Source organism: Geodermatophilus sp. SYSU D00779, assembly GCF_054050595.1.
On record NZ_JBJGZQ010000043.1, the window covers coordinates 1 to 26811 of the forward strand.

Below are 26811 nucleotides of genomic sequence, written 5' to 3' on the forward strand. Positions count from 1 at the left end.
GGGGCACCCCACCCACCACCCCCGCCCCCCCCCCCCCCCCCCCCCCCCCCCCCCCCCCCCCCCCCCCCCCCCCCCCCCCCCCCCCCCCCCCGGGGTCAACGCCCGGCCGGGACCGCCGTGCCGACCGGGTCCTCGTCGGTGAAGTCGACCTCCGGCGGCGCCTGCCGGAAGCCGCGGGTGAGGACGGCGAGGTACACGACGCCGAGGGCCAGCCAGACCAGCCCGAGGGTGATGGCGGTGCCGTCGAGGTTGGTCAGCAGCCAGAGGTCCACCGCGGCGCCCACGGCCGGCACGACGACGTAGCCGAGGACGGGCAGCGGCTCGCCGGTCCGCCGTCGGCGCAGGAACAGCGCGATGACGCTGAGGTTCACCGCGGTGAAGGCGGTGAAGGCGCCGAAGTTGATGAACGAGGTCGACGTCGTCACGTCCAGCCGGAGGGCGACCAGCCCGACCAGGCCGGAGAGCAGGATGCCGGCGACCGGCGTGTGGAACCGCGGGTGGACGCGGCCGAAGACCCGCCGGGGCAGCACCGAGTCCCGCCCCATCGCGAACAGCAGCCGCGAGACGCTGGCCTGCGCAGCCAGGCCCGAGGCGAACTGGGCCACCACCAGGCCGGCCAGGAAGACCGCGCCGAACAGGCTGCCGCCGATGGCGCCGGCGATGTCGAAGGCCGCGGACGAGGAGTCCTCGAACACACCGCCCGGGTGGACCAGCTGGGTCACGTAGGCCACGAGGACGAAGATGCCGCCACCGATGAGGGCGACCAGCAGGATCGCGCGGGGGATGGTCCGGCGGGGGTCCCGGGTCTCCTCGGTCAGGGTGGTCACCGCGTCGAAGCCGAGGAAGGAGTACGCGGCGATGGCGGCGCCGGCCGCGATCCCGGAGACGGTGGAGTCCCCGTTCAGGAACGGCGTCACGGCGAAGAGGCTGCCCGCCCCCGAGCCGGCCACGAGGGAGCGGACGGCCAGCAGGACGAAGAAGACCAGCACGAGGATCTGGAAGGTCATCAGGACGGCGTTGGCCCGCTGCGCCACCTTGATGCCGAGGACGTTGAGCACCGTGGTCAGCACGATGAAGGCGAGCACCCAGAGGGAGAACGGCACCCCGGGGAACTGGGCGGACAGGTATGCCGCGCCGATGAGCCAGATGACCATCGGCAGGAAGAAGTAGTCGAGCAGGACCGCCCAGCCGACGAGGAACCCGGCGCGGGAGTCGATGGCCCGGCGCACGTAGGTGTAGGCGGAGCCGGCGACCGGATACGTGCGGGCCATGCGGCCGTAGCTGTAGGCGGTGAAGAGCATGGCCCCGAGGGCGAGCAGGTAGGCCGACGCGGTGGCCCCGCCCGTCGTCTCGGCGATGATGCCGAAGATCCCCAGGACGATCAGCGGGGTCATGTAGGCCAGGCCGAACAGGACGACGGCGCGCAGTCCGAGCGTCCTGGTCAGGGCGGGCTCGTGGGTGGGCATGGGTGTTCTCCGGAGGGGTGACGGGGGAGGACTGGGAGGCGGTGGCCGTGGGGCGGGCTCAGCCGTGGGTGGCCGGACGCCACCGGCCGGGGTCCAGCCGGCCCTGGTAGAGCGGCAGGTCCAGCGGTGCGTCGTCCTCGGTGAACTGCGACCACATGCGGTTGAGGCCGGCCGTGCCGTAGGTGCGCACGCGGGTCACCGCGTCCAGGTCCAGGACGTCGGTCAGCACCGTCTCGGCCTCACTGGGTGCGGACGTCCGGACCAGGCCCTCGGGGTCGACGACGAGGCTCCGGCCGGCACCGTCGGGCGCCGCGGCGTTGACGCTGAGGACGTAGACCTGGTTGACGATGGCGTTGGCCCGGGCGAGCACCAGCTCCTGGGCCCGGTCGGCGGTCGTGGTCTTGACCGGGTTGACGACGACCTCCGCGCCCATCCACGCCAGGTGGCGGGTGACCTCGGGGAACCAGGCGTCGTAGCAGATGGAGAACCCCAGGCGCCCGACGTCGGGGACGTCGAAGACCACGAACCGGTCCCCGGGGCGGTAGGGCTCGAACGGCCGCCACGGGAAGACCTTGCGGTAGGAGGCGGCCAGGGTGCCGTCGGGGCCGTAGGCCAGGGCGGTGTTGTAGAGCGCGCCGTCCTCGCCGCGCTCGCAGACGCTGCCGGGCAGGAGCCAGATGCCGAGGTCGCCGGCCAGCTCGGCGAGGACCTTGCCGCGGGGGCCGTCCAGCGGCTCTGCGGACGCCTCCAGCTGGGCCGTCTTCTCGGCCGGAGAGCCCTCGGTGCCGCAGAGGTGCAGCTCCGGGAGCGCGACGAGCCGGGTCTGCGGGAAGTTGGCCACCAGGTCGGCGACGGACTCCGCGAAGCCGGTGAGCGGGGCGGTCGCCGGGTGCGGTGCCGACTGGACCAGGGCGACGGGCAGGGCACGGGACAAGGCGATCCCCCGGAGGTCGAGGCTGCGTCGAGAGGGCGTGTGCCCGGGCTCACACGCCCGGTGCTGAGCGACAAAACTAGGCCAGAGTGAGCACTTAAACAAGGTGCTCACGAGGATCACTTTTCGTCGGCTCTCGGATACCGTGGCGCCGTGCCGCCCCGCCCGGAGCCCCTCCCCGCCGCCTCCCCGGTCCGGTCACGCCCGGTCGACCTCGGGGCGCCGGCGCTGGTGGGCATCCGTCGGCTGACGGCGCTGGACACGGTCCGCGCGCGGATCGCCCTCGCCGTCGACCTGGGTCTGCTCGGTCCCGGTGAGCGGCTCCCCGCCAGCGAGGAGATCGCCCGGACGCTGGGCGTGGGGGAGATGACCGTGCGGCGGGCGCTGGTGTCCCTGTGCCGCGACGGCGTGCTCGAGCGCCGTCCTGGCAGGGCCGGCGGCACGCTGGTCGCCGAGCGCCCGGCCCGAGGGGCCGTCCGGGAGATCGCCGCGTACGCCGCGTCGGCGACCGCGGTGCACCGGCTCATCGACCAGCGGGTCCTGGTCGAGTGCGGTGTCGCGCACCTGGCGGCGCGGGAGGTCGGCGAGGAGGGCCTCGCCCGGCTGCGGAGCCTGGTCGAGGAGATGGACGCCGCGGCGGCGTGGACGGACTTCCACGCTCTCGACCAGCGGTTCCACGAGGCCGTGGCCGCGGCGACCGGCCTGCCCGTCGAGCCCTACCGCGCGCTGCTCGAGGAGCTGTACGCGTACTTCCTGCCCTATCCGATCAGCCGCCTGCGGGCGTCCAACGACGAGCACCGCCGGCTGGTCGACGCACTCGAGCGCAGGGACCCGGTCGCCGCGGTGGAGATCGCCCGACAGCACGTGAGCGTCCTGCACGAGAGCATGTTCGTGGGGCTCCTGGACCGGCCGGACGACGGCCCGGCCTGACCCCGCTCGGGGCTCGCGCCGGCGCACCTGTCCGGGGAGCCGGCGCGACCGTCCGAGGACTGGTGTCGGCGTGCCGCCCTGCGGCCGGCGCCGCGCCGGTCGGCTCGGGGGCACGAATACGAGCCGGCAGGCGAGTCCGCTGCTGATCAGAAGGGTGGCGGGTCGTCGTCCTCGGGTGCTGCGTACAGCGGCTGCGGCCGGGAACCGATGGCGTCCGGTGGGTCGGGTGCCGGTGGGTGCATGCCGGGTGGTGCGGGTGACCCCGGACGGTGTGGTGACGTGCAGGGTGCCGTCGGGGTCCAGGACGAAGCGTCAGCCGCGGGCGTGGGTCTGGAGCCGGTGGTGGGAGCGGCACAGGCAGCACAGGTTCCCCGCGGTGCGGCGGCCGCAGTTGAGCACCACCGCCAGCTCGGACGCGAAGAACTGCGACACCCCGGGCAGCTGGGCTCCGGCGCCCACGACCCCCGTCTGGCGCCGGGCCGGTCCGGTGGCGGATCGAGGGTGTCGGGGGTGTCGTCGGCCAGTCCCAGGCCCAGCTCGGCCTCGTAGGCGGCGTCCATCGCCCTGCGGGCCTGCAGCCGCCCCAGCTCGGCGGCCTTCTCCTGCCGGGTCAGCGCGCCCACCGGCAACCGGGCGCTGGCCGGCGGCCCGTCCAGCAGCCTGCCGACCAGCGCAGCCTCCAACGGCGTGCGCAGGGAGCCGGTTGAGGTGTCATGCGTCAAGGAGTTGGCAGGGTTTGATCTCGATCTAGCTGGGGCTCAGTTCATGCCGTTCAGGCCCCGGCTAGTCAGACTCTCACCGTACGGGTATCTGCAACACCGCTGGTCGAGGTGATGGCGGTCCGGGCGCCCCGGTGTCGGGTGTACGTAGGGGGTTCCCTTCCGTACCCAGCATCCGCTTGGCGTGGTGGTCGACCGGCCCTCGGTGTGGCCTGACCGATGATTCTCCCGCGCCGTGCGGGTCTGCACGCCGACTACCGACTCACGGGAGGTGACGCCATGCGGAAACTGACCTTTGGCATGAACCTGTCCCTGGACGGCTACATCGCCGCGCCCGGCGACGACCTCGGCTGGAGCGTGCCGAGCGACGAGCTGTTCCAGTGGTGGTCCGACCGGGTGGGGGCGACCGGCCTGGCGCTCTACGGGCGCAGACTGTGGGAGACGATGAGTTCCCACTGGCCGACCGCCGACCAGCAGCCCGGCGCCACACCGGCGGAGATCGAGTTCGCCCGCCGCTGGCAGGACATGCCGAAGGTGGTGTTCTCCTCCACGATCAGCACGGTCGACTGGAACGCCCGCCTGGTCACCGGCGACGCGGTCACCGAGATCACCCGGCTCAAGGCCGAGGATGGCGGCCCCATGGACATCGGCGGCGCCACACTCGCCGCAGCGGCGATGCGGGCAGGGCTGATCGACGAGTACGTGCTGGCCACCGCACCGGTCCTGGTGGGCAGCGGCACGCCGTTCTTCACGGCCCTGGACAACTGGGTGAACCTGACCCTGGTGGAGACCCGGACGTTCCCCGACGGCGTGGTCCTGACCAGGTACGAGACCAGGCACTGAGTGCCCGACGTCGGATCGGCGCGGGCTTCGGGCCGCCCGAGGATCCCGTGGCGCTGTGTTCCGAGGCGATCGTGATACCCCCGCCGGATCACAGGCCGTGTATGTGAGGGATCCCCCAACGGGACGGTCGGACCGGTGGTCACTGCGTCCCCGTGCCGGTGACGCCGCTTGCCCCGGCGTCCTGTCGTCGAGGGCCTGGTGGGGCCGCAGGGTGTTGCAGGTGCGGCGGGACAGGCCGAGTTCGACAGCGAGGGCGTTGCCATCGCCGATGATCGCGCGGTAGAGGTGCTCGTATCTCAGGGTGCCCAAGAACCGTTCGACCACGCCGTTGGTCTGCGGGCTCCGGATTCTGGTGCGGACGTGACGAAGCAGCGGGTCGTCGCCGGTGAACGCCTCGGCGAAGGTGCCGCCGCGGAAGCAGGGGCCGTTGTCGGTGACCACTGCGACGGGTCGAGGACCCGTATTGCCTCGTCGACGGCGCGAAGTAGGAAGGTGGGCGCGTCGGCGCCGCGAGGCGTCGGGGTGACGGTGGCCGCGAGGCAGTACGTGGTGGCGTACTCGATGACCGCGCAGATCTGCCAGATCCCACCGCGGGCGGTCTCGAACTCGGAGAAGTCCATCTGCCGCACCCGGTTCCGCTCCCGTGGCGGGTCGCGGAACACGCGCTCACGCAGCCGCGACCAGGACCGGCGGTCGGCGCGGAACCCGGAGGTAGCAGCAGCCCGCGACGGCGTAGCGCCCGCTCCACGGTCGAGGTGGACACCTGGTGCCTGGAGCTCCTCTCGGGCACGGTGCTGCCGTCCTGAGCGGCCCCTCGTGGGACACCTCGGCGGCATCCGCGTGAAGGCATCAGGAACGGCGGATCGGGCGGCGCTGCCTGGTCAGATGACGCGTGGGGGTGAGTGTTCGGCCGCCAGGCGCATGGTGTGGCCGGGAAGAGCCCGGACCGCCGTGTGTCGCAGAACTGGTCGATGTCCGCCCTCGGCTTCGGCAGACCGGATCCACCCGGCTGCAGTCTCGTGGCATCGGCCGCTCATCGACACCTGGTGAGAGCCCGTCCCCCGGGGACATGATCTGTGCGCGGACCCCCAGACGAGACGGCGGCGACGGGGTGGGTCACATGGCAGGGGCGAGCCCTCAGGCGACGGACGCGCTGATGGGACGGGCCATCTCCGAACGCGACCTCGACGCGGCGCTGGAGCTGTTCGAGGCCGATGGGGTGTTCATCGACGCTGACAGCGGCGTCGTCGTGCGCGGGCACGAGCAGATCCGTGCCGCGTTGGTGACCTTGTTCGAGTCGGAGCCTCGTCTGGAGGGGCTGCCGCCGACCGTGTTCGTGGCGGGCGACATCGCCCTGGTCATCTCACGGTGGACCCTGCAGCTGTCCGGGGCCGACGGGGAGGTCTCCCGTCAGTCCGGGACGGCGACGGATGTCATGCGGCGGCAGTCGGACGGGACGTGGCGGTACGTCATCGACAACCCGCAGGGTGCCGCAGTGGGTTAGTGCGCACCGGGACGGCGAGCTTCCCATCGCGAACCGACCGGACGTGGGCCCGATCGAGGACGACCACGGGTGACCGTCGACCAGTGCTCAGCTGCCGACGGTCAGCTCGGTACGGCGCACCGCGCCGACCCCGCGTACCGCGGCCAGCAGCAGCGCCACGACCGCCAACAGTCCGGCGACCGGCCCGGCCCACGCGGCCAGGCCGGTCGCGGGGGAGTGCGCGTGCGCGTCGAGGACGGGCGGGTGGGCGACGAGCATCGCCGTCGTCAGGACGACGTGCGCGGCCCACGCCGCCCGGCTCGGTTGCCGCCACAGGTGCACCCCGCACAGCAGGCAGGCCGACAGCAGCGCCATCCCGGCGTGCGGCGCGGCGAGCAGCCCCAGTCCGTGCACCGCGGCGCACCCCGCCGCGGCCCCCGCCGCGCTCCGCGCGAGGAACCGCGGCAGGGCCGCCGCGTCGAGCGGTTGGAGGGCCGCGCCGCTCATGGCTAGTGGCAGGAGCCGGGGGCGGGGGGCACGTCGAGCGCGGGGTTGCGGTCGAAGAAGCCGACCGGCTTGAGCTCGAAGGAGACGACGTCGACCGGCATGACCGGCCAGTCCTCGGGCCGCGGCACGTGGTGGATGCCGAACACGTGCCAGAGCACGAGGTCGGTGTCCACGAGCGGGCGGTCGGCCTCCTGCCAGACGGGCAGCCCCTCGTCCCGGCGGCTCTGGTTGCAGAACTCGCCGGAGGGCCAGCGCTCCTCCTCGTCGAACCGGCTCACCCACACCGGGTGGTCGATGACCTGCGCCCGCTGCCGGAACGGCGCGCCCGGGTCGGCCAGCGCGGGCAGCGCCGAGTTCGGGTAGAGCTTGTAGCCCGGCGCCGTCCCCAGGCGGTTGGGCTTGGTCCGGTTGACCACCTTGAAGCTGCGCTGGGTGGCGAAGTCGACGTCCAGCCGCCCCTCGGACTCGCTCTCCACCGCGCGGCTGCGGGTCACCACGGCGAGGCCGTACGGGTTGTCCTCGGACACCGGCAGCGCCTCGCTCTCGGTGACGACGAGGGTGTTCTCCGGGCCGTCGACCTCCATGTCCAGCCGGGCGACGACGAAGTGCTGGTGGATCGGCGCGTAGGTGCGCTCGTCGACGACGGTGCCGTAGGCCGGCGGGGTGTCCTCGTAGGCGCTGGTCACCATGATCCCGGTGGCCCGGACCTCGCACTGGATGGTGCCGTCCTGGTAGAAGCGCCAGTAGGTCAGGTACTCGTAGTTGGCCACCGTGGCGTGGAACGAGACGACCATCCGCCGCGACCGCCGCACCTCGGCGCCGGCCTGCTCGTCGACGTGCTTCCACAGCACGCCGTCGTCCTCCTCGTGCAGGCAGATGGCGTTCTCGATCGTGTACGGCTCGCCGCGGGTGTCGTGCAGGACGGCGTCGACGTAGGTGATGTCGCCGAGGCAGTCGCAGCCGAGCTTGAGCGAGGTGGTCATGAAGCCCAGGCCCCACTCGCCGACGTCGAAGGCGGTGCGCCGGTGGTGGTCGGGGCTGGGGTCGCGGTAGGGCACGACCATCTCGGCGAACGACATGCGGTGCGCGATCGGGCGGCCGTCGTAGGCGACCCGGTGGATCACCAGGCCCTCGCGGTGGTTGAAGCCCAGCCGCATCGACCACTTCTGCCAGCGCAGCTCGTGGCCGTCGAGGGTGAACGAGACGCCCTCGGGCTGGGTGATCTCCAGCGGCTTGACGTCGGTGCGCTGCTCGAGGCCGGGCACCAGCGAGGGCACGTACTCGCCCATGACGGCGGGCTGCGCCGGGGGTGCGGTGTCCTCGACGTGCAGCAGCTCCATCGTGTTGAGGTCGACGACGAAGTGCAGGCCCATGACCGGGTTGGCGTAGGGGTTGCCGCCCTTGACCGAGCGGCGCCAGACGTCGGTCCAGCCGACCCGGCGCTCCTGCAGCCCCTGGGGGATGAGCGAGTGCCCGTAGGCCCAGGTGTCGATGAGCACCAGGTCGAGGTCGGTGATGCCGCGCTTGGCGAGCGCCTCGACCACGACGGGGTGCTCGATCAGCACCTCGTGCGCCTCGTGCCACTCGTCGAGGGTCATGTTCGCCTGCTGGCCGGGCACCGCTTCCCAGGAGAGTACGGCGTCGTCGGTGAGCGAGACGACCGCCTTGTACGGCGTCCCCTCGTCGCGGTTCCAGGCGGTCACCCGGGCCTCGCGGCGGATCGGGTCGCCGGGGCGGAACGCGCGGACGACGTCCTTGGCCGGCTCGCGCAGCTCGATGGAGGCGAACCGCCAGCGCTCGTCGACCCCGCGGTCGCGACGCAGGATGGCCGCGGCGGCGCGGAACTCCTCGGCGCTCAGCGGGTCGAGCGGGTGCGGCGTGCCGGCGGTGGCGCGCGTGCCGGCCGAGCCGGTGCCGTGGCAGGACGTCGCGAGCTCGGTCATGACGGGTTCTCCTGGGTGGTGGTGTCGGGGCGGTTCGCGAGCAGGGGGAGCGAGGGGTCCCAGCGGGTGCCGTCGCGGGCGTCGCGCCGGCGGCGGGCGATGGCCGAGAGCGCCTCGAGGACGACCCGGTTGGCCAGGGCCGCGGTGATGTCGGCGTGGTCGTAGGGCGGGCTGACCTCGACCACGTCGACGCCGACCACGGGCAGCTCCAGGCACAGCCGGCGGACGGCGTCCAGCAGCTGGCGCGCGGTCAGCCCGCCCGGCTCGGGGGTCCCGGTGCCGGGCGCGTGCCCGGGGTCGCAGACGTCGATGTCGACCGAGAGGAAGACGCCGTCGCACTCGTCGGTGGCGATGGCCGATGCCTCGGTCAGGCAGGTGTCCAGCCCCCGGTGCCCGATCTCGGTCATCTCGTAGGAGCGCATCCGCTGCGCCGCCATCCAGTCCAGCGTCTCCGGCGGGGGCCAGTAGCCGCGCAGGCCGACCTGCAGGAACCGGTCGCCGCGCAACGCCCCCGACTCGATGAGCCGGCGCATCGGCTGCCCGTGGCCCCACAGCGAGCCGAACTCGATGTCGCCGGTGTCGGCGTGGGCGTCGAAGTGGACCATCGAGACGCGGCCGTGGCCGAGCACGTTGGCCACGCCCTTGGCGTCGGCGAACGCGATCGAGTGGTCGCCGCCCAGCACCACCGGGATGGCGCCGGAGCGGGCCACCGCCTCGACCGCGGCCTCCAGCGCACCCAGCGCCGTCTCGATGTCGCCGGAGTACATCTCGACGTCCCCGGCGTCGAGCACCCGCAGGTCGCGCAGCCCGTCGGTGCGCAGCGCCAGGCTCGGCCGGGACCCGTCGTGGGCCAGGTAGTCGGTCATCCGGATCGCCTGCGGGCCGAAGCGGGTGCCCGGGCGGTGCGAGGTGCCGCCGTCGAAGGGCGCGCCCAGCACGACGACGTCGGCGCCGGCGAACGATTCCGGGTCGGACAGGTCGCAGCGGTCGACGCCGAGGTAGGTGATGTCAGGCCCGAACTGGGCGCCGTAGCGCGTCATGGTGTCGAGGTCCGATCGGTCGTGCGGTGGGGGAGGAGGCACGGCACACGCGGGCGGCGACGGAATCCGTGCTCTGAGCGAGGCTATACGACGGATCCCGTGCCGCCAAGCCCCTCGTGGGTTCGGTCGGCGCAGTCACCCGCTGACCGTCGCCCCCCGGTGGACGATGCTGCCACCGACCGCGGTGAGGACGACGGGGGCGTCGGCCAGCTCGTCGGGGGGCGCCTGCAGGGGGTCGACGGCGAAGGCCGTGAGGTCCGCACGCATGCCCGGGGCGATGCGCCCCGAGCACCCGGCTTCGCCGGCCGCCCAGGCGGCCTGCGTGGTGTACCCCTCCAGGGCCATCAGAGGCGTCAGCCCCTGGTGAGGCTGCACCGGGACGACGTCCGGCTCGCCCGCGGGGCGGCGCAGCTGCGCGTCGGCGAGGACCCGCCGGGGGTCGAAGGGCGCCACGGGCCAGTCCGACCCCAGCACCAGGGGCACGCCCGCGTCGCGCAGGTCCCGGCAGCGCCAGGCGCGGCCGGCCCGCTCCGGGCCGAGCCGGGTGGACCAGTTGTCGGTGTGGTCGGCGCGGGTGAAGTGGGTGCAGTGGGTCGGCTGCATGCTGGCCACGACGCCCTGGCGCACGAAGGCCCCGATGAGCGCGCTCGGGAGCGTCTCGATGTGTTCGATGCGGTGCGCCCCGGCCGTCGGTCGGTCCAGCCCCGCCAGGGCGCTCAGGGCGTGCCGGACCCCGGCGTCGCCGATCGCGTGCGTGGCCGTCGGGACGCCCGCCGCGGCCAGCGCGCGCACGGCCCGGGCGTACTCCGCCGGCTCCGGCCAGAAGCCCTCGGTCGACTCGCCCAGCGCGTCGGGCTGCTCGAGCCAGGCCGTTCCGTTGTCGATCGTCCCGTCGATCATGAACTTGACCCCGCCGACGGCCCACCTGCGACCGCCCCGCCCCTGGAGGTCCACGAGCTCGGCCAGCCCGTCGGCGTCCACCCCGGGCAGGCACCACGGGGCGAAGCGCAGCCGCAACGGCAGGTCCTGCGCGTCCTCCGCCGCCGCCACGACCGCCCGGCTGTCCCCGAGGAGGTCCATCACGTGGCCACCGGTCAGCCCGGTGGCCGCCATGGCCGCGAGGAGCTCGTGCAGCTGCCGGGCGCGCACCGGGAGCGGGTCGAGCGGCACGTGGTCCTGCACCAGGTCCATGGCTGCCGCCTCGAGGAGGAGGCCGGTGGGGCGGTCGGACTCGTCGCAGACGACGACGGCCCGCTGGGTGAACGACCGGGGGCCGTCCACCCCGGCGATCCGCAGCGCCCGGTCGGTCGCGAGCGCGGAGTGCGCGTCGAACAGCCGCACGAAGGCCGGCCGCCCGCCCACGGCCGCCTCCAGCGGGGCGTTGGTGACGGGGGAGCCCCCGAAGAGGTTGGGGTCCAGCCCCCATGCCTGGACCCACGCGTCCGGTTCCCGGCCGGACGCCGCCGCGGCGAGCAGGTCCTGCGCCTCCTCCAGCGACCGGGCGCCGGAGAGGTCGACGTCCGCGGTCAGCTGCAGGCCCATCACGGGGTGCAGGTGACCGTCGGTGAGGCCCGGAGTCAGCGTGGCCGGACCGAGGTCGACGACCTCGGTCCGGGCGCCGCGCCAGTCGGCGACGTCCCGGCGGGTGCCGGTGGCGACCACGAGGCCGCCGGCGATCGCGACCGCCTTCACCGGCGGGCCCCCGCCGGTCAGGGTGTGCACGGTGTCGGTCGTGATGACCAGGTCGGCGTCCACGGGTGTGTCTCCGTCTCAGCGGTCGTCGGTGGTGGTGAGCAGTTCGGGGGTGGGTGCGGCTCCGGCGTCCACGCCCTCCCCGATCCCGGCGTAGCGCTCCGGATGGCGGGCGCGCAGCCAGAGGGCGGACGCCGTCCCGATGGCGAGCGTCAGCGGCACGATGCCGACCAGCAGGACGTTGACCGTCGTCGACGCGGCGGTGAGCAGCTCGATGTGGTCGACCAGGAAGTAGGTGGCCGCGGCCAGCAGGACGCCGGACGCGACGCCGGCGCCGACGGCGAGCGGTGTGGCGGCAGCGCGGTTGCGGCGGACGAAGTACGCCACCGTGGCCGCGGCCGTCATCGTCTGCAGGACGAGGACGCCGACGACCCCCGGCGTGTTCACCCAGAGCAGCAGCTGTTCGTAGGGGTCGGCCCCGGCCACGGCGAACACCGCGATGACGACGACGGCGAGGGCCGTCTGCAGGAGGCCCGCCCGGTACGGCGAGCCGAAGCGCGGGTGCACCGTCCCGACCCAGCGGGGCAGCACGCCGTCCCGGGAGAGCGCGAACGCGTAGCGGTTGATCGCGTTGTGGAAGGCGATCTGCGAGGCGTACACGCTGCTGACGACGAGCAGGTGCATCAGCGTGCTGGCCCACGGCCCCACGTAGGTCTCGATGACGGTGAAGAACATGCCGGCGAGGTCCCCCTCGGCGGCGGCCACCGCCCGGTCGCTGCCGAAGGCCTGGACCACCGACCAGACGATGAAGCAGTACAAGGCCGCCATGGAGCCGACGGCGAGGTAGGTGGCCCGCGGGACGGTGCGCTCGGGGTCCCGGGCCTCCTTGCGGTACAGCACCGTGGACTCGAAGCCCATGAAGGCCGCGAAGCTGAAGGCCAGGACGCCGGCCATGCCGGGGCTGAACACCGCGTCGGCCGTGAAGGAGGCCGCGTCCAGCCCCGAGGCGCCACCGCCTGCGAGGACGCCGACGGCCATCAGCAGCAGGATGCCGGTCTCCAGGACGAGCAGGACGCCGAGCACCTTGGCGCCCACGTCGATGCCCAGCCAGCCCACGAGCAGGACCAGGCCGACGGCCACGAGGGCGACGAGCGGCCACGGGACCGTCACCCCGAAGACGTCGGCCAGCGTCGCCTGCGCCTGGACGGCGAACAGGCCGTACACCCCGATCATCAGCGCGTTGTAGGACACCAGCGCGAGGAGCGCGGCAGCCAGCCCCCACGTCCGACCCAGCCCCTTCGCGACGTACGCGTAGAAGGCGCCGGCGCTGCCCACGTGCCTGGTCATGCGGGTGAAGGCGACCGCGAAGACGGTGAGCACCACTCCCGACGCCAGGTAGGCCACCGGGGCGCCGACGCCGCCGACCAGGATGGCGAGCGGGGCCACGCCGGCCATGACGGTCAGCGGGGCGGCGGCGGCGACCACCATGAAGACGAGGCCGCCGGTGCCCAGGACACCGCGCTTGAGGTGGCCGTCGCCGTCGTGCACGACGGAGGCGGGAGGAGAGGAGGAGGCGGGCACGGCGGTCCTTCCAGGGCCGGAGGCTCTTAACCGAATGGCGTTCGGTTAAGATGGTGGCCTGCTTCACAGTTGTCAAGCGGCCCGTGGCGACCCGTGCGCGGGGCTCGGGAGGAGGAGGGGCACGTGGTGCAGCGGCGGAGGCGGTTGCTGGACGTCGAGACGATCCTCGACGCGGCGCTGGCATGCATCGACGAGCGGGGACGGCTGACGATGGCCGACCTCGCCGCGCGGCTCGGCGCGAGCGCGTCGTCGATCTACCACCACGTGAGTGGCCGGCCGGAGATCGTCGAGATGCTGCGGGAGCGGCTGGTCGCCCACCTCGAGATCCCGCCGCTCGACCGGTCCGACTGGGGCGACCAGGTGGCCTCCTGGATGCGCTCCTACCGGCAGGCGCTCGCCGAGCACCCGAACCTGATCCCGCTGCTGAGCGAGCAGACGATGACGGCCGGCTCGGTCCTGCTCGGCTACGACCGCGTGGCCGACCTCCTCGGGACCGCCGGCTTCCCCGAGGACCAGGTCATGCTGTGGGTGAGCGTGCTGGACAGCTACGCGCTCGGCGCGGCGCTCGACCTCGCGGCGCCCGACGAGGTCTGGCGCGCCGGCGGCGGCGACACTCCGGCCCTGGAGGCCGCGCTGCGTGCGGCGCCGCAGGGGCGGGCGCGGGCCGACGCGGCGTTCGAGCTGGGCCTGGAGGCGCTGCTCGCCGGGATGCGCGGCCGGCTCCCCGTCGGCCCGGTCTGAGCGCACGTCCTCGCGGCACCCCTCGCCGCCGAGGTGCGGCGTCACCCGACGGAATGGATGAGTGTCGGGCGGACACGCACGCGAAACAGTCGTGCGGCATGCTGCTCGCGCTCGGATCCGTGGGCCTCGGTCATGCCGGAGTGTCGCTCGGACCCGGGCCGGGTGTACACGCCGGCCTCTTCCGCGATCCGCGGCGAGCTGGCTGGCTGTCGCGTGTGAGGCGCGGCACACCCGCCGGCTGAGGACAGGCCGCTTCGTGCGGTGCGACGAGAGGAGGACCGCATGGCGGTCGAACAGGGCGCCGGGCATCTGCCCGAGGCCGACCTGCGGGCCAAGGGGCTGGCGAGCAACTCCGTGGGCCTGCTGGCCAGCGTGGTGCTCGGCGTCTCGAGCATCGCGCCGGTGTACGCGCTGACGGCCACCCTCGGGCCCACGGTGACCGAGGTCGGCCTGCAGATGCCGGCCATCTTCCTGGCCGGCTTCCTGCCGATGCTGCTGGTCGCCTACGCCTACCGGGAGCTCAACCGGGTGGCGCCGGACTGCGGGACGTCGTTCACCTGGTCGACCAAGGCGTTCAACCCCTACGTCGGCTGGCTGTGCGGCTGGGGCGCGCTGCTGGCCACGGTGATCGTGCTGTCGAACCTCGCCGGCGTGGCGGTGTCCTTCTTCTACCTGCTGCTCGGTGAGCTCACCGGCTCGGAGTCGGTGGCGACGCTGGGCGACAACACGGTCGTCAACGCCCTCACCTGCGTGGCCTTCGTCGCCGTCGCGACCTGGATCACCTACCGGGGCGTGGAGGCCACCAAGCGGGTGCAGTACGTGCTGGTCGGTTTCCAGATGGCCGTGCTCGCGGTGTTCGCCGTCCTGGCGCTGGTCAAGTCGGGCTCCGCGCCGGGCGCCATCCCCTTCGACGCCTCCTGGCTGGACCCGACGGCCATCACCAGTTTCAGCGCCTTCACCGCCGGGCTGTCCCTGTCGCTGTTCATCTACTGGGGCTGGGACACCTGCCTGACGGTCAACGAGGAGACCGCCGGGAGCGCCCGCACGCCGGGTCGGGCCGCGCTGCTGACCATGCTCGTGATCATCGTGACGTACGTCGGCGTGGCGATCGCCGTGCAGGTGTACGCCGGCATCGGCACCGAGGGCACGGGCCTCGGCAACCCCGACACCGGGGACAACGTCTTCGCCGCGCTGGCCGGCCCGGTCATGGGCCCGGGCCTGGCGTTCCTGCTCTTCCTCGCCGTCGTCGCCAGCTCGGCGTCGTCGCTGCAGACGACCTTCCTGCCGACCACCCGGACCATGCTGGCGATGGGCACCTACGGGGCCCTGCCCCAGCGCCTGGCCGAGGTGCACCCGCGCTTCAAGGTGCCGTCGACCGCCACCCTGGTCGCCGGGGCCGCCACGGCCGCGTTCTACGTGGGCATGACGATCATCAGCGAGAACGTGCTGATCGACACGATCTACGCGCTGGGCCTGATGATCTGCTTCTACTACGGCCTGACCGCCTACGCCTGCGTCTGGTACTTCCGGCACGAGCTGCGCCGCAGCGCCCGCGACCTGGTGTTCAAGGGCGTCCTCCCGCTGCTGGGCGCGCTGATGCTGACCGCGGTGTTCGTGCAGACGGCGGTCGACACCCTCGACCCCGCCTACGGCAGCGGCTCCTCGGTGTTCGGCATCGGCAGCGTCTTCGTCGTCGGGATCGGGCTGCTGCTGCTCGGCGTGGTCCTCATGCTCGTCTGGCGCGCTCGGCACCCGGAGTTCTTCCGCGGCGAGACCCTGAGGGTCGACACCCCGTCGCTCGTCTTCGACGAGTGACGGGGTGTCGACCCGAGTAGCAGCGCGGCCCGCCTCCCCGAGGGGAGGCGGGCCGCGCCGTTCGTGCGGGAGGGGTCAGCGCTCGCCGGCGCCGACCACCTCGGGCTGCTGCTGGGGCTGCGGCCGGGCGGCGGACCGCTCCAGCGCGGCGCCCTCGACGTCGAGGGTGGGCAGCCAGCGCAGCCAGCGCGGCAGCCACCACGCCCGGTCGCCGAGCAGGGCCAGCGCCGCGGGGACGAGCACCATGCGGACGACGAAGGCGTCGAAGGCGATGCCGGCGGCCAGCGCGAAGGCGATCGACTTGATGGTCGCGTCCCCGGAGGGCACGAAGCCGGCGAACACCGAGAACATGATCAGCGCGGCCGCGACGACGACCGGGGCGGCCTGGCGGAACCCGGTGCGGACGGCTTCCAGGGGCGCGGCGCCGTGGCTGTGCGCCTCGTGCATCCGGGACACCAGGAAGATCTGGTAGTCCATCGCCAGCCCGAACAGGATGCCGATGACCAGGATCGGCGTGAGGCTGATCAGCGGGCCGGTGCCCTCGAGGTTGACCAGGTCGGCCAGCCAGCCCCACTGGAACACCGCGACCGTGGCGCCGAGCGCCGCCCCGACGGTGAGCACGAAGCCGAGGACGCCGACCAGCGGCACCAGCAGCGAGCGGAAGACCAGCACGAGCAGCACCAGGGCCAGGCCCACGACCAGCGCCAGGTAGACCGGCAGGGCGGCGTCCAGGCTGGTGGCGACGTCCACGCTGACCGCGGTGGCTCCGGTGACCGAGACCTGCGCGCCGTCGACGTCGGCCAGCAGGTCGCGCAGGTCGGCGACGAGCTGCTCGGTGGCCGGGTCGGTCGGGCCGGACTGCGGGATCACGCTCACCAGCGCGGCGGTGCCGTCGGCGTTCGGCACCGGCGGGGTCACGATCGCGACGTCGTCCAGCCCCGGGATCTCGCCGGCGGCCGTGGTCGCTGCCTGCACCGCGCCGTCGCCCTCGAAGAGCACGGTGAGCGGACCGTTGGAGCCGGCCCCGAAGCCGTCGGCGAGCAGCTGCTCGGCCCGGGCCTGGGTGCTGTCCTCCGGCGGGGTCTGCACCAGCGTGGTCTGCATCGAGGAGAACGGGACGGCGACGGTGCCGAGCCCGACGACCGTCAGCAGCAGGGCGACCAGGCGGTGGCGGGTGACCGCGGTGACCCAGCCGGCGAGGAAGCCCTGGCTCGCCGCGTGGTGCGTCGGCGCGGTGGCGCGCTGCCGCTTGGGCAGCGCGCGCAGGCCGAGGAAGCCCAGCGCGGCGGGGACCAGGGTGAGCGCGACGAGGACGGCGACGACGATCGTCGCGGCCGCGGCGAGGCCCATCTGGGTGAGGAACGGGATGCCGGCGACGAACAGCCCGGTCAGCGCGATGACGACGGTGAGCCCGGCGGTGACGACCGCGGAGCCCGCGGTGCCGACGGCTGTGGCGACCGCGGTGGCGACGTCGGCACCGCGCCGCAGCTCCTGCCGGAACCGGCTGACGATGAACAGCGCGTAGTCGATGCCGACGGCCAGGCCGAGCATCGCGGCCAGGATCGGGGTGGTCGACGACAGGTCGGTGAAGCCGGTGGCGATGGTGATGCCGAGGACGCCGATGCCGACGCCGACGAGCGCGGTCAGCAGGTTCAGGCCGGCGACGACCAGCGAGCCGTAGGTGACGGCGAGGACGACGAGCGCGACGATGACACCGATCACCTCGGCGGGACCGCCGACGTGCGGCGGCGCCTGGATCGCCTGGCCGGTGACCTCGACGGTGAGCGCGCCGTCCCCGGCGTCCGCGACGGCCGCGGTCAGCGCGTCCTGCTGCTCGGGGGTGACCCCGCCGACCGGCGCCTCGTAGGTGACGGTGCTGTAGCCGGTGGTCAGCCCGGGGTCGACCGAGGGGGCGGCCGGGTCCAGCGGGTTGCTGGCCGACGCGACGCCGGGCAGCTCGCCCAGCTCGGCGACCAGCGCGCCCACGGCCGCGGCGCTCTCCGGGGTCGTCAGCGTCTGGCCGTCCGGTGCGACGACCACCACCTGGGCGGTCGCACCGCCCGCGGCGCCGAACTCCTCGCTGATGCGCTCCAGCGCGGTCGTCGACTCCTGGCCGGGGATGGAGAAGCTGTCCGACGTCTCACCTGCCAGGGTCACCGCCCCCACGCCTCCGCCGACGAGCACGAGCAGCCACACGAGGACGACGGCCACGCGGTGCCGGTGCGAGAACGCACCGAGCCGGGACAACAGAAGAGCCATGCGGGATCAGGCCTCCACCTGGTCGGGATGAGAAGGAGCGGCGTCCGGACGGCGGTGGCCGAGCGCGTCGAAGCAGGTGGCGACGATGTGCTGCCGCCACGCGGTGGTCCGGTCCTGGGCGTGCGCGGCCAGGGTCAGGACGGCCAGGGCGGCGAGCGCGCCGATGACCCGGACGAGCCGCGGCGGCTCGGTGGTCTCGGGGTCGACGCCGAAGGCGTGCAGCACCGGGCCGGTGACGGCCGGGTGCGGCTCGGCGTCGAGGTCGGTCACCGGCGCGAGCAGCAGCGCGACCAGCCCGGGGTGGGCCAGCGCGACGTCGACCAGGACCTCCAGCACGTGCCGGTCGCGCGTCGGACCGAGGGGCAGGTCGCCCACCTGGTCGAGCACCCGCCGGCCCAGCGTGCCGGCCTGGGCGAGCACCGCCTCGTGCAGCGCGTCCTTGCTCGGGTAGTGGTGCAGCAGCCCGGTCTTGGACAGACCGACGGCGTCCGCGACGTCCTGCACCGAGGTCTTGGCGAACCCGCGCCGGGCGAAGAGGGCAGCGGCCCGGTCGAGGATGCCCTCGTCGACCTGCTGCCGGAACGGTCGTGTCACGGGAGGGACGGTACGTCGTCACCGACCATTCTGGTCGGTCGACAGACCAGTCTGGTCGGTCTCGTTCGTCACACCCTGCTGTGCGCCGTTCAGCCGGTGCGGGTCAGCGACGGGACGAGGGCGGGCAGCGACTCGTAGCCGCGCAGGACGACCGTGCGGCGACGGCGGCCGGGGCCGCCGGCGGCGAGGTCGGGGAACCGCTGGAACAGCGCCCGCAGCGCCACCTCGCCCTCCATCCGGGCCAGCGCGGCGCCGAGGCAGTAGTGGATGCCGCTGGAGAAGGCGACGTGGTCGCGGGCGTTGGCGCGGGTGACGTCGAAGGCGTGCGGGTCGGCGAACACCCGCGGGTCCCGGTTGGCCCCGGCCAGCAGGCACAGCACCAGCTCGCCCTCGGCGATCGGCACCCCGTGCACCGTGGTGTCGCGCTTGGCCCGCCGTCCGGTCCGCTGCACCGGGGACTCGACGCGGAGGACCTCGTCGATGGCGTTCGGCCACAGCGACGGGTCCTCGGCCAGCAGCCGCCGCTGGTCGGGGTGGGCGAACAGCAGCGCGGCGCCGTTGGCGACCAGGTTGACCGTCGTCTCGAACCCGGCACCGAAGACGAGGGCGGCCGTGGCCAGCAGCTCGTGCTCGGTGAGCCCGCTGCCGTCGTCGTCGGCGGTGCTCACCAGCGTGGAGAGCAGGTCCTCGCCGGGGGAGCGGCGCAGCTGGCGCAGGTGCCCGCGGAACCAGGCGTCGAGCTCGCCGAGGTTGCGCTCGACGCTGCGGTGGGTGCGCAGGTCCACACCCATGTCCAGGCTCGGGGTGGCGCCGTCGCCCCAGGCCAGGAACTGCTCGCGCATCGCCACCGGGACGCCCAGCACCTCGGAGATCACCGTGACCGGCAGCAGGCTGGCGTAGCGGGCGACCAGGTCGACCCGGCCGCCGTTCGCGGCGGCCTGGCGCTCGAGGTCGTCGAGCAGCTCGCCGGCGATGGCCTCGGTGCGGTCGCGCAGCCGGGCGACGGCCCGGGCGCTGAAGGCCCGGGTGACCAGCCGGCGGTAGCGGGTGTGCTCCGGCGGGTCGACGGCGAGCATCGACGGCGCGTCGATCGGACCGACGCTCGGGCGCGGGCCGGCCAGCCGCAGCGCCGCGGCCAGCACGGGCGGCAGGCCCTCGGTGCGGGACCCGCCGATCTGCCCGAAGTCGTCGCTGCGCAGGACGTCGGTGCAGACGTCGTGGTGGACGCTGACCCGCGCGAAGGCGCCGCCGGTGAGGGGGGCCGCGGTCCGCAGCCGCTCGTAGTGGGCGTAGGGGTCCTCGCGGACCCCGGGGTCGACGAGCACCTCGGCGTCCGGGTTGCCCGCCCGCGCGCGGCCCCGGATCGCCAGCCGCATCGCCCCGTGGGTCGCGGCCCAGCGGACCGTACTGCGCACCACCACGTGTCGCCTCCCCGTCCCGGCCAGGCCCTCATCCTGCGTGACGCGATTCACCCCGCGCAGGTCGGACCGCACCGATCCCACCGTCGCCCCGGTGCAGAGTGCACTGCCGGGGCCGGGTGGACACGCCGGGCAGGTCCGCGTGAGGCTCGTAGGGGTGCCGCGCCACCCGGGGTGTTCTGGGAGGCTCGTCGCGCCGTCCCGACCCTGGAGGGGTGCTGTGTTCACCAAGGTGCTGGTCGCGAACCGAGGCGAGATCGCGGTGCGGGCGTTCCGCGCCGCCTACGAGCTGGGCGCCGACACGGTGGCCGTCTTCCCGTGGGAGGACCGCAACTCGGTGCACCGGCTCAAGGCCGACGAGAGCTACCAGATCGGCGAGGAGGGGCACCCGGTGCGTGCCTACCTATCGGTCGACGAGATCGTCGGCGCCGCCCGGCGGGCGGGCGCGGACGCGGTCTACCCCGGCTACGGCTTCCTGTCGGAGAACCCCGAGCTGGCCGAGGCGTGCGCGCAGGCGGGCATCACCTTCGTCGGTCCCCCGGCGTCGGTGCTGGAGCTGACCGGCAACAAGGCCCGGGCGATCGCTGCGGCCCGCGACGCCGGGCTGCCGGTGCTCGCCTCCTCCGAGCCCAGTGCCGACCTCGACGCCCTCCTGGCCGCCGCCGAGCAGCTGCCGTTCCCGGTGTTCGTCAAGGCCGTCGCCGGCGGCGGCGGGCGCGGCATGCGCCGGGTGGAGGACCCGGCCGAGCTGGCCGGCGCGGTGCAGGCGGCGATGCGCGAGGCCGAGTCGGCCTTCGGCGACCCGACGGTCTTCCTGGAGCAGGCCGTGGTCGACCCGCGGCACATCGAGGTGCAGATCCTGGCCGACGGGCAGGGGAACGTGGTGCACCTGTTCGAGCGGGACTGCTCGGTGCAGCGCCGGCACCAGAAGGTCGTCGAGCTGGCGCCGGCGCCGAACCTGGACCCCGCGCTGCGGGAGCGGATCTGCGCCGACGCGGTCGCCTTCGCCCGGGCCATCGGCTACGTCAACGCCGGCACCGTGGAGTTCCTGCTCGACGCCCAGGGCCGGCACGTCTTCATCGAGATGAACCCGCGCATCCAGGTCGAGCACACGGTCACCGAGGAGGTCACCGACGTCGACCTGGTGCAGAGCCAGCTGCGGATCGCCTCGGGGGAGACCCTGGCCGACCTGGGCCTGTCGCAGGACACCATCGCGCTGCGGGGCGCGGCGCTGCAGTGCCGGATCACCACCGAGGACCCGGCCAACGGCTTCCGCCCGGACACCGGCCGGATCACCGCCTACCGCTCGCCGGGCGGGGCCGGGATCCGCCTGGACGGCGGCTCGTCGCTGGGTGCGGAGGTCGGCGCGCACTTCGACTCGATGCTGGTGAAGCTGACCTGCCGCGGGCGGGACTTCGCCACCGCGGTCGCGCGGGCCCGCCGCGCGGTGGCCGAGTTCCGCATCCGCGGCGTGGCCACCAACATCCCGTTCCTGCAGGCGCTGCTCGACGACCCGGACTTCGCCGCCGGGCGGGTGACGACGTCGTTCATCGAGCAGCGGCCGCACCTGCTCACCGCGCGTAGCTCGGCCGACCGGGGCACCAGGCTGCTCACCTACCTGGCCGACGTCACCGTCAACCAGCCGCACGGCGAGCGCCCGCACCTGGTCGACCCGGTGCAGAAGCTGCCGCGGGTGGACCTGCGCACGCCGCCGCCCGACGGCTCCCGGCAGCGGCTGCTGGCACTCGGGCCGGAGCGGTTCGCCGCGGAGCTGCGGGGGCAGACCGCGCTGGCGGTCACCGACACCACCTTCCGCGACGCCCACCAGTCGCTGCTGGCCACCCGGGTGCGCACCAAGGACCTGCTCGCCGTCGCCGGGCACGTCGCCCGCACCGTCCCGCAGCTGTTCAGCCTCGAGTGCTGGGGCGGGGCGACCTACGACGTCGCGCTGCGCTTCCTGCACGAGGACCCGTGGGACCGGCTGGCCGCGCTGCGCGAGGCGGTGCCCAACGTCTGCCTGCAGATGCTGCTGCGCGGCCGCAACACCGTGGGCTACACGCCCTACCCCGAGGCGGTCACCGACACGTTCGTCCGCGAGGCCGCGGCCACCGGCCTCGACGTCTTCCGGGTGTTCGACGCGCTCAACGACGTCTCCCAGATGCGCCCGGCGATCGACGCCGTCCGCGAGACCGGGACGGCGGTCGCGGAGGTGGCGCTCTGCTACACCGGCGACCTCTCCGACCCGGGGGAGACGCTCTACACCCTCGACTACTACCTGCGGCTGGCCGAGCAGATCGTCGAGGCCGGCGCGCACGTGCTCGCGATCAAGGACATGGCCGGGCTGCTCCGCCCGCCCGCGGCCGCCCGGCTGGTGACGGCGCTGCGCGAGCGCTTCGACCTGCCGGTGCACCTGCACACCCACGACACCGCCGGCGGCCAGCTGGCCACCCTGCTGGCCGCGTGGTCGGCAGGGGTGGACGCCGTGGACGGCGCGGTCGCCTCCATGGCGGGGACGACGAGCCAGCCGCCGCTGTCGGCGATCGTCGCGGCGACCGACGCCACCGAGCGCGCCACCGGCCTGGACCTGGCCGCGGTCAACGACCTGGAGCCGTACTGGGAGGCGGTGCGCCGGGTCTACGCGCCGTTCGAGTCGGGCCTGGCCGCGCCCACGGGGCGGGTCTACCGGCACGAGATCCCCGGCGGGCAGCTGTCCAACCTGCGCCAGCAGGCGATCGCCCTGGGGCTGGGGCAGCGGTTCGAGGAGGTCGAGGACGCCTACGCCGCCGCCGACCGGCTGCTGGGCCGGCTGGTGAAGGTCACGCCGTCGTCCAAGGTGGTCGGCGACCTGGCGCTGCAGCTGGTCGGCTCCGGCGTCAGCGTCGAGGACTTCGCCGCCGAACCGGGCAAGTTCGACCTGCCGGACTCGGTGATCGGGTTCCTGCGCGGCGAGCTGGGTGACCCGCCCGGCGGCTGGCCCGAGCCCTTCCGCACCCGGGCTCTGGAGGGCCGCCGTCCCGCCGAGCCGCCGGCCGAGCTGTCGGCCGACGACGAGCGCGGGCTGGCCGAGGCGCCGCGGCAGACGCTCAACCGGCTGCTCTTCCCGGCACCCACCCGCGAGTTCGAGGCCCACGCGGATCAGTACGGCGACGTCTCGGTGCTGCCGACCAAGGAGTTCCTGTACGGCCTGCGGCCCGGCGACGAGCACGCCGTCGACCTCGAGCCCGGCGTCACCCTGCTCATGGGCATCGAGGCGATCAGCGACCCCGACGAGCGCGGCATGCGCACCGTCATGTGCACGCTCAACGGGCAGCTGCGGCCGGTCTCGGTGCGCGACCGCTCCATCGAGGCCGCGGTGAAGGCCGCCGAGAAGGCCGACCGCAGCGACCCCGGCCAGGTCGCCGCACCGTTCGCCGGCGTGGTCACCCTCCAGGTCGAGGAAGGGGACACCGTCGAGTCCGGGCAGCCGATCGCCACCATCGAGGCGATGAAGATGGAGGCCGCCATCACCGCACCGGTCGCCGGCACCGTCAAGCGACTCGCCATCGGCAACGTGCAGCAGGTGGAGGGCGGTGACCTGCTCGTCGTCCTCTCATGAGGGTCGGCGGCCGGCCGGCTCCCAGCCGGCCGGCCACCGGTCGGGCGACGGTGCCCGCGGGTCGCCTTCCGCGGCCGGTCCGCTCCTCGCTCGTCCCTCGCTGCGATGCTCCCGCCCGCGTCAGGCGACGGTGCCCGCGGGTCGCCTTCCGCGGCCGGTCCGCTCCTCGCTCGTCCCTCGCTGCGATGCTCCCGCCCGCGTCAGGCGACGAGGACGACGACCAGCGTGCGCGGGCCGTGCACGCCCTCGACCCGCTCCAGCTCGATGTCGCTGGTCGCCGACGGGCCGCTGACCATCGTGAGCGGCGCGGTCGGGTCCAGCCGGCGCAGCGCCTCCGGCACGCCGCCCACGACCTGCCCGGCCTCGACCACGCAGACCAGGCAGTCGGGCAGCAGCGAGACCGCCCGCCGTCCGGACACCGGACCGCCGTCGAGCACCAGCGTGCCGGTCTCCGCGATCGCCACGGCCACCCCGGTCAGCGTCGCGGCGAACGCGGCGAGCTCGACGGCGGGGCGGCCGTCGTCCTCGGTGGCGCCGTCCGGCCGCCACTCCGCCGGTACCCCGGGCGCCACGACGACCGAGCCGGCGTCCCAGCCGGACCCCAGCCCGGTGTCGAGGGCGGCGGTGACGGTGGCCCCCACCTCGTCCGGACCGCAGCGCAGCACCGAGGCCTTGTAGTCCTCGAGCCGGTCGACGAGGACCTCGCGCAGCTGCTCGGCCGGGCGCTCGTCGGCGGCGCGGTAGTCGCGGGGGACCACCACCCCCGGCCGGTGCTCGCCCAGCGCGGTGCGGATCCGGCCGAGCACCTCCTCGCGCGCGCTCGTCACGACCGCCCCCCGTGCTCCCGCGCCCAGGCCTGGGTGAAGGTCTCCCGCGGTGGGGTGGGGAGGTCGCGACTGCGGGTCCAGCCCGAGGCCGGCGGTGGCAGCACCGGTGGCAGCGTCGGCCTCCCGCGGGCGAGCAGCCGGCCGAGACCGGCGGCCCGCTGGGTCAGTCGCCACAGCCGCGGGTGCGACATCGCCGTGGACAGCGCCTTGAACACGGCCGCCTCGGGGGTGGTCCTCTCCTGCGCCTCGACGTGCTCGGCGCGCAGGTGCACCAGGATCGAGGGGATGTCGATGGCCACCGGGCAGGCGTCGTAGCAGGCGCCGCACAACGACGAGGCGTACGGCAGCGAGGCGTTGTCCTCGACCCCGGTCAGCTGCGGGGACAGGACGGCGCCGATGGGACCCGGGTAGACCGAGCCGTAGGAGTGCCCGCCGGTGCGCTCGTACACCGGGCAGACGTTGAGGCAGGCCGAGCAGCGGATGCAGTGCAGCGCCTCGCGGCCCACCTCGTCGGCGAGCACCGCCGTCCGCCCGTTGTCGAGCAGCACCAGGTGGAACTCCTGCGGGCCGTCGCCGGGGGTCACGCCGGTCCACGTGGAGGTGTAGGGGTTCATCCGCTCGCCGGTGGAGGAGCGGGGGAGCAGCTGCAGGAACACCTCGAGGTCGCGCCAGGTCGGCACCAACTTCTCGATGCCCATGACGGTGATCAACGTCTGCGGCAGCGTGAGGCACATCCGCCCGTTGCCCTCGCTCTCGACGACGGCGAGGGTGCCGGTCTCGGCGACGGCGAAGTTGGCGCCGCTGATCGCCACCTTGGCCCGCAGGAACCGCTCCCGCAGGTGCGTGCGCGCGGCCATGGCCAGCCGGCGCGGCTCGTCGGGGAGGTCGCGGTCGGCGCCCTCGCCCTGGAACTGCGGCATGGTGCGCAGGAAGATCTCGCGGATCTCGGCGCGGTTCTTGTGGATCGCCGGCACCAGGATGTGGCTGGGCGCGTCATCACCGAGCTGCACGATGAGCTCGGCGAGGTCGGTCTCGTGCGCGGTGATGCCAACGGCCTCGAGCGCCTCGTTGAGGCCGATCTCCTGGGTGGCCATCGACTTGACCTTGACGACCTCGTCGGTGCCGGTGGCCCGCACCAGCCGGGTGACGATCGCGTTGGCCTCCTCGGCGTCGCGCGCCCAGTGCACCGTGCCGCCGCGGGCGGTCACCTGGCGCTCCAGCTCGACCAGGTGCTCGTCGAGACGCGCCATGGTGGCGGTCTTCAACGCCTTGCCGGCCTGCCGCAGCTGCTCCCAGTCGGGCACCTCGCCGACGACCCGCGCCCGCTTGGCGCGGATCGTGCTGGTCGCGTGGCCGAGGTTGGCGCGCAGCTGGCCGTCGCGCAGCGCGTCGCGGGCGGCGTCCGGGAAGGGCCGGTCGCCGCGCAGGTGGCCGACCCCGCGGGGTGCGGTGGGCAGGCCGAGGAACGTCGTCCCGGACCGGGGCGCGCCGGGGGCCAGCGGCGTGGGGTCGGTGCGCTCGGGTGCGGTGGTCATGCCGGCACCGCCGGTCGGGTGGTCTGGTGCGGGCTCACGGCGTCCTCCGTCGAGGCCAGGATCTCGGCCAGGTGCACGGTGCGCGTCCCCGACCGCAGCCGGGAGAGCCCACCGCCGATGTGCATGAGGCAGGAGGCGTCACCGGCGGTGCACACCTCCGCGTGGGTGGACAGGACGTTGGCCATCTTGTCGGTCAGCATCGCCGTCGACGTGTCGGAGTTCTTGATCGAGAAGGTGCCGCCGAAGCCGCAGCACTGCTCGGCGGCGGGCAGCTCGACCAGCTCCAGCCCGCGCACCGCGCGCAGCAGCTGCAGCGGCCGGTCACCGACCCGCAGCAGCCGCAGCGAGTGGCAGGTCGGGTGGTAGGTGACCCGGTGCGGGTAGTAGGCGCCGACGTCGGTCACCCCGAGGACGTCGACGAGGAACTGCGAGAGCTCGTAGGTGCGCTCGGCCAGGGCCTCGGCCTCGGCGGCCAGCTCGTCCTCGCCGGCCCGCCGCAGCACCATGGCCTGCTGGTGGTGGATCGAGGCCACGCACGACCCGGACGGCGACACGATCGCCTCCGCGCCGGCGAAGGCGCGCACGTGGTTGGCCACGATCGGCACCGCCTCGCGCCGGTAGCCGGTGTTGACGTGCATCTGCCCGCAACAGGCCTGACCGGCAGGGACGACGACCTCGTGGCCCAGCCGCTCCAGCAGCCTCGCCGTGGCCATCGCGACCTGCGGCGCCACCGTGTCCACCAGACACGTGGCGAACAGTGCCACCCTCATGCCGCTCCCTCCCGGGGGGGGGGGGGGGGGGGGGGGGGGGGGGGGGGGGCGCGGCGGCGCGCGCGGGCCCCGCCCCCCCCCACCCGCCCCCCCCCCGCCCCCCCCCCGCCCCCCCCCCACCC

20 protein-coding genes and 1 pseudogene are annotated in these 26811 nt (G+C 73.9%); 6 read left to right on the plus strand and 15 right to left on the minus strand.

What is annotated here, in order from left to right; translation table 11 throughout:
- Nucleotides 1-95: 95 nt before the first annotated feature.
- Nucleotides 96-1466 carry an APC family permease gene (locus ACI79G_RS23320; RefSeq protein WP_456883418.1) on the minus strand — a complete coding sequence of 457 codons (1371 nt, stop codon included), beginning with the start codon at nt 1464-1466 and terminating at the stop codon, nt 96-98.
- Between the two features lie 58 nt (nt 1467-1524).
- Entirely contained in the window at nt 1525-2400 is an 876-nt protein-coding gene (locus ACI79G_RS23325; protein WP_456883419.1) for a carbon-nitrogen hydrolase family protein, read from the minus strand.
- 150 nt (nt 2401-2550) lie between these two features.
- On the opposite strand from ACI79G_RS23325, the gene ACI79G_RS23330 reads away from it, so the two are divergent.
- Nucleotides 2551-3327: a FadR/GntR family transcriptional regulator gene (locus ACI79G_RS23330; protein ID WP_456883420.1), complete on the plus strand. Its 777-nt coding sequence runs from the start codon at nt 2551-2553 to the stop codon at nt 3325-3327.
- A gap of 312 nt (nt 3328-3639) precedes the next feature.
- On the opposite strand, the gene ACI79G_RS23335 is transcribed toward ACI79G_RS23330, so the two are convergent.
- Nucleotides 3640-3786, minus strand: coding sequence for a hypothetical protein (locus tag ACI79G_RS23335; protein ID WP_456883421.1), 147 nt, complete (start codon nt 3784-3786; stop codon nt 3640-3642).
- A gap of 539 nt (nt 3787-4325) precedes the next feature.
- Between ACI79G_RS23335 and ACI79G_RS23340 the strand changes: the two genes are divergently transcribed.
- On the plus strand, nt 4326-4889 hold the full coding sequence (locus ACI79G_RS23340) for a dihydrofolate reductase family protein (RefSeq protein WP_456883422.1): 564 nt from the start codon (nt 4326-4328) through the stop codon (nt 4887-4889).
- Nucleotides 4890-5075: 186 nt separating this feature from the next.
- Here the strand turns inward: ACI79G_RS23340 and ACI79G_RS23345 are convergent.
- Nucleotides 5076-5330 (minus strand): annotated as a pseudogene (locus ACI79G_RS23345) (integrase core domain-containing protein); the annotation flags it as partial.
- A gap of 715 nt (nt 5331-6045) precedes the next feature.
- Between ACI79G_RS23345 and ACI79G_RS23350 the strand changes: the two are divergent.
- Nucleotides 6046-6393, plus strand: coding sequence for a YybH family protein (locus ACI79G_RS23350; protein WP_456883423.1), 348 nt, complete (start codon nt 6046-6048; stop codon nt 6391-6393).
- A gap of 87 nt (nt 6394-6480) precedes the next feature.
- On the opposite strand, the gene ACI79G_RS23355 is transcribed toward ACI79G_RS23350, so the two are convergent.
- The 5 genes from ACI79G_RS23355 to ACI79G_RS23375 form a co-directional block, all read right to left on the minus strand.
- Complete coding sequence (locus tag ACI79G_RS23355) at nt 6481-6879, minus strand: hypothetical protein (protein ID WP_456883424.1); 399 nt, start codon at nt 6877-6879, stop codon at nt 6481-6483.
- Between the two features lie 2 nt (nt 6880-6881).
- Complete coding sequence (locus ACI79G_RS23360; protein WP_456883425.1) at nt 6882-8822, minus strand: primary-amine oxidase; 1941 nt, start codon at nt 8820-8822, stop codon at nt 6882-6884.
- Complete coding sequence (gene speB, locus ACI79G_RS23365) at nt 8819-9862, minus strand: agmatinase (RefSeq protein ID WP_456883426.1); 1044 nt, start codon at nt 9860-9862, stop codon at nt 8819-8821. Before speB ends, ACI79G_RS23360 begins: the two co-directional genes overlap by 4 nt.
- 135 nt (nt 9863-9997) lie before the next feature.
- Nucleotides 9998-11617, minus strand: coding sequence for an amidohydrolase (locus tag ACI79G_RS23370; RefSeq protein ID WP_456883427.1), 1620 nt, complete (start codon nt 11615-11617; stop codon nt 9998-10000).
- A gap of 15 nt (nt 11618-11632) precedes the next feature.
- The gene (locus ACI79G_RS23375) at nt 11633-13135 is read right to left on the minus strand and encodes an APC family permease (RefSeq protein ID WP_456883428.1); all 1503 of its coding nucleotides are present in this window, start codon (nt 13133-13135) and stop codon (nt 11633-11635) included.
- Nucleotides 13136-13258: 123 nt separating this feature from the next.
- Between ACI79G_RS23375 and ACI79G_RS23380 the strand changes: the two genes are divergently transcribed.
- Nucleotides 13259-13876: a TetR/AcrR family transcriptional regulator gene (locus tag ACI79G_RS23380; RefSeq protein ID WP_456883429.1), complete on the plus strand. Its 618-nt coding sequence runs from the start codon at nt 13259-13261 to the stop codon at nt 13874-13876.
- 282 nt (nt 13877-14158) lie between these two features.
- Nucleotides 14159-15691 (plus strand): APC family permease, encoded by a 1533-nt coding sequence (locus ACI79G_RS23385; protein WP_456883430.1) that lies wholly within the window; start codon nt 14159-14161, stop codon nt 15689-15691.
- Nucleotides 15692-15766: 75 nt separating this feature from the next.
- On the opposite strand, the gene ACI79G_RS23390 is transcribed toward ACI79G_RS23385, so the two are convergent.
- From ACI79G_RS23390 to ACI79G_RS23400, 3 genes are all read right to left on the minus strand, one after another.
- A complete protein-coding gene (locus ACI79G_RS23390; RefSeq protein WP_456883431.1) occupies nt 15767-17950 on the minus strand; it encodes an MMPL family transporter in 2184 nt (727 codons plus the stop codon).
- Between the two features lie 6 nt (nt 17951-17956).
- A complete protein-coding gene (locus ACI79G_RS23395) occupies nt 17957-18544 on the minus strand; it encodes a TetR/AcrR family transcriptional regulator (protein WP_456883432.1) in 588 nt (195 codons plus the stop codon).
- An 89-nt stretch (nt 18545-18633) separates the two neighbouring features.
- Nucleotides 18634-19965 carry a cytochrome P450 gene (locus tag ACI79G_RS23400; RefSeq protein ID WP_456883433.1) on the minus strand — a complete coding sequence of 444 codons (1332 nt, stop codon included), beginning with the start codon at nt 19963-19965 and terminating at the stop codon, nt 18634-18636.
- A 217-nt stretch (nt 19966-20182) separates the two neighbouring features.
- On the opposite strand from ACI79G_RS23400, the gene ACI79G_RS23405 reads away from it, so the two are divergent.
- Nucleotides 20183-23557, plus strand: a complete 3375-nt coding sequence (locus ACI79G_RS23405; RefSeq protein WP_456883434.1) for a pyruvate carboxylase — start codon at nt 20183-20185, stop codon at nt 23555-23557.
- A 200-nt stretch (nt 23558-23757) separates the two neighbouring features.
- On the opposite strand, the gene ACI79G_RS23410 is transcribed toward ACI79G_RS23405, so the two are convergent.
- From ACI79G_RS23410 to ACI79G_RS23420, 3 genes are read right to left on the minus strand one after another with little or no spacing between them, the layout of a single operon-like run.
- Nucleotides 23758-24384: a LutC/YkgG family protein gene (locus tag ACI79G_RS23410; RefSeq protein ID WP_456883435.1), complete on the minus strand. Its 627-nt coding sequence runs from the start codon at nt 24382-24384 to the stop codon at nt 23758-23760.
- The gene (locus ACI79G_RS23415; protein WP_456883436.1) at nt 24381-25919 is read right to left on the minus strand and encodes a LutB/LldF family L-lactate oxidation iron-sulfur protein; all 1539 of its coding nucleotides are present in this window, start codon (nt 25917-25919) and stop codon (nt 24381-24383) included. Before ACI79G_RS23415 ends, ACI79G_RS23410 begins: the two co-directional genes overlap by 4 nt.
- On the minus strand, nt 25916-26689 hold the full coding sequence (locus ACI79G_RS23420; protein ID WP_456883437.1) for a (Fe-S)-binding protein: 774 nt from the start codon (nt 26687-26689) through the stop codon (nt 25916-25918). The genes ACI79G_RS23415 and ACI79G_RS23420 overlap by 4 nt, the downstream gene beginning before the upstream one ends.
- Nucleotides 26690-26811: the final 122 nt, after the last annotated feature.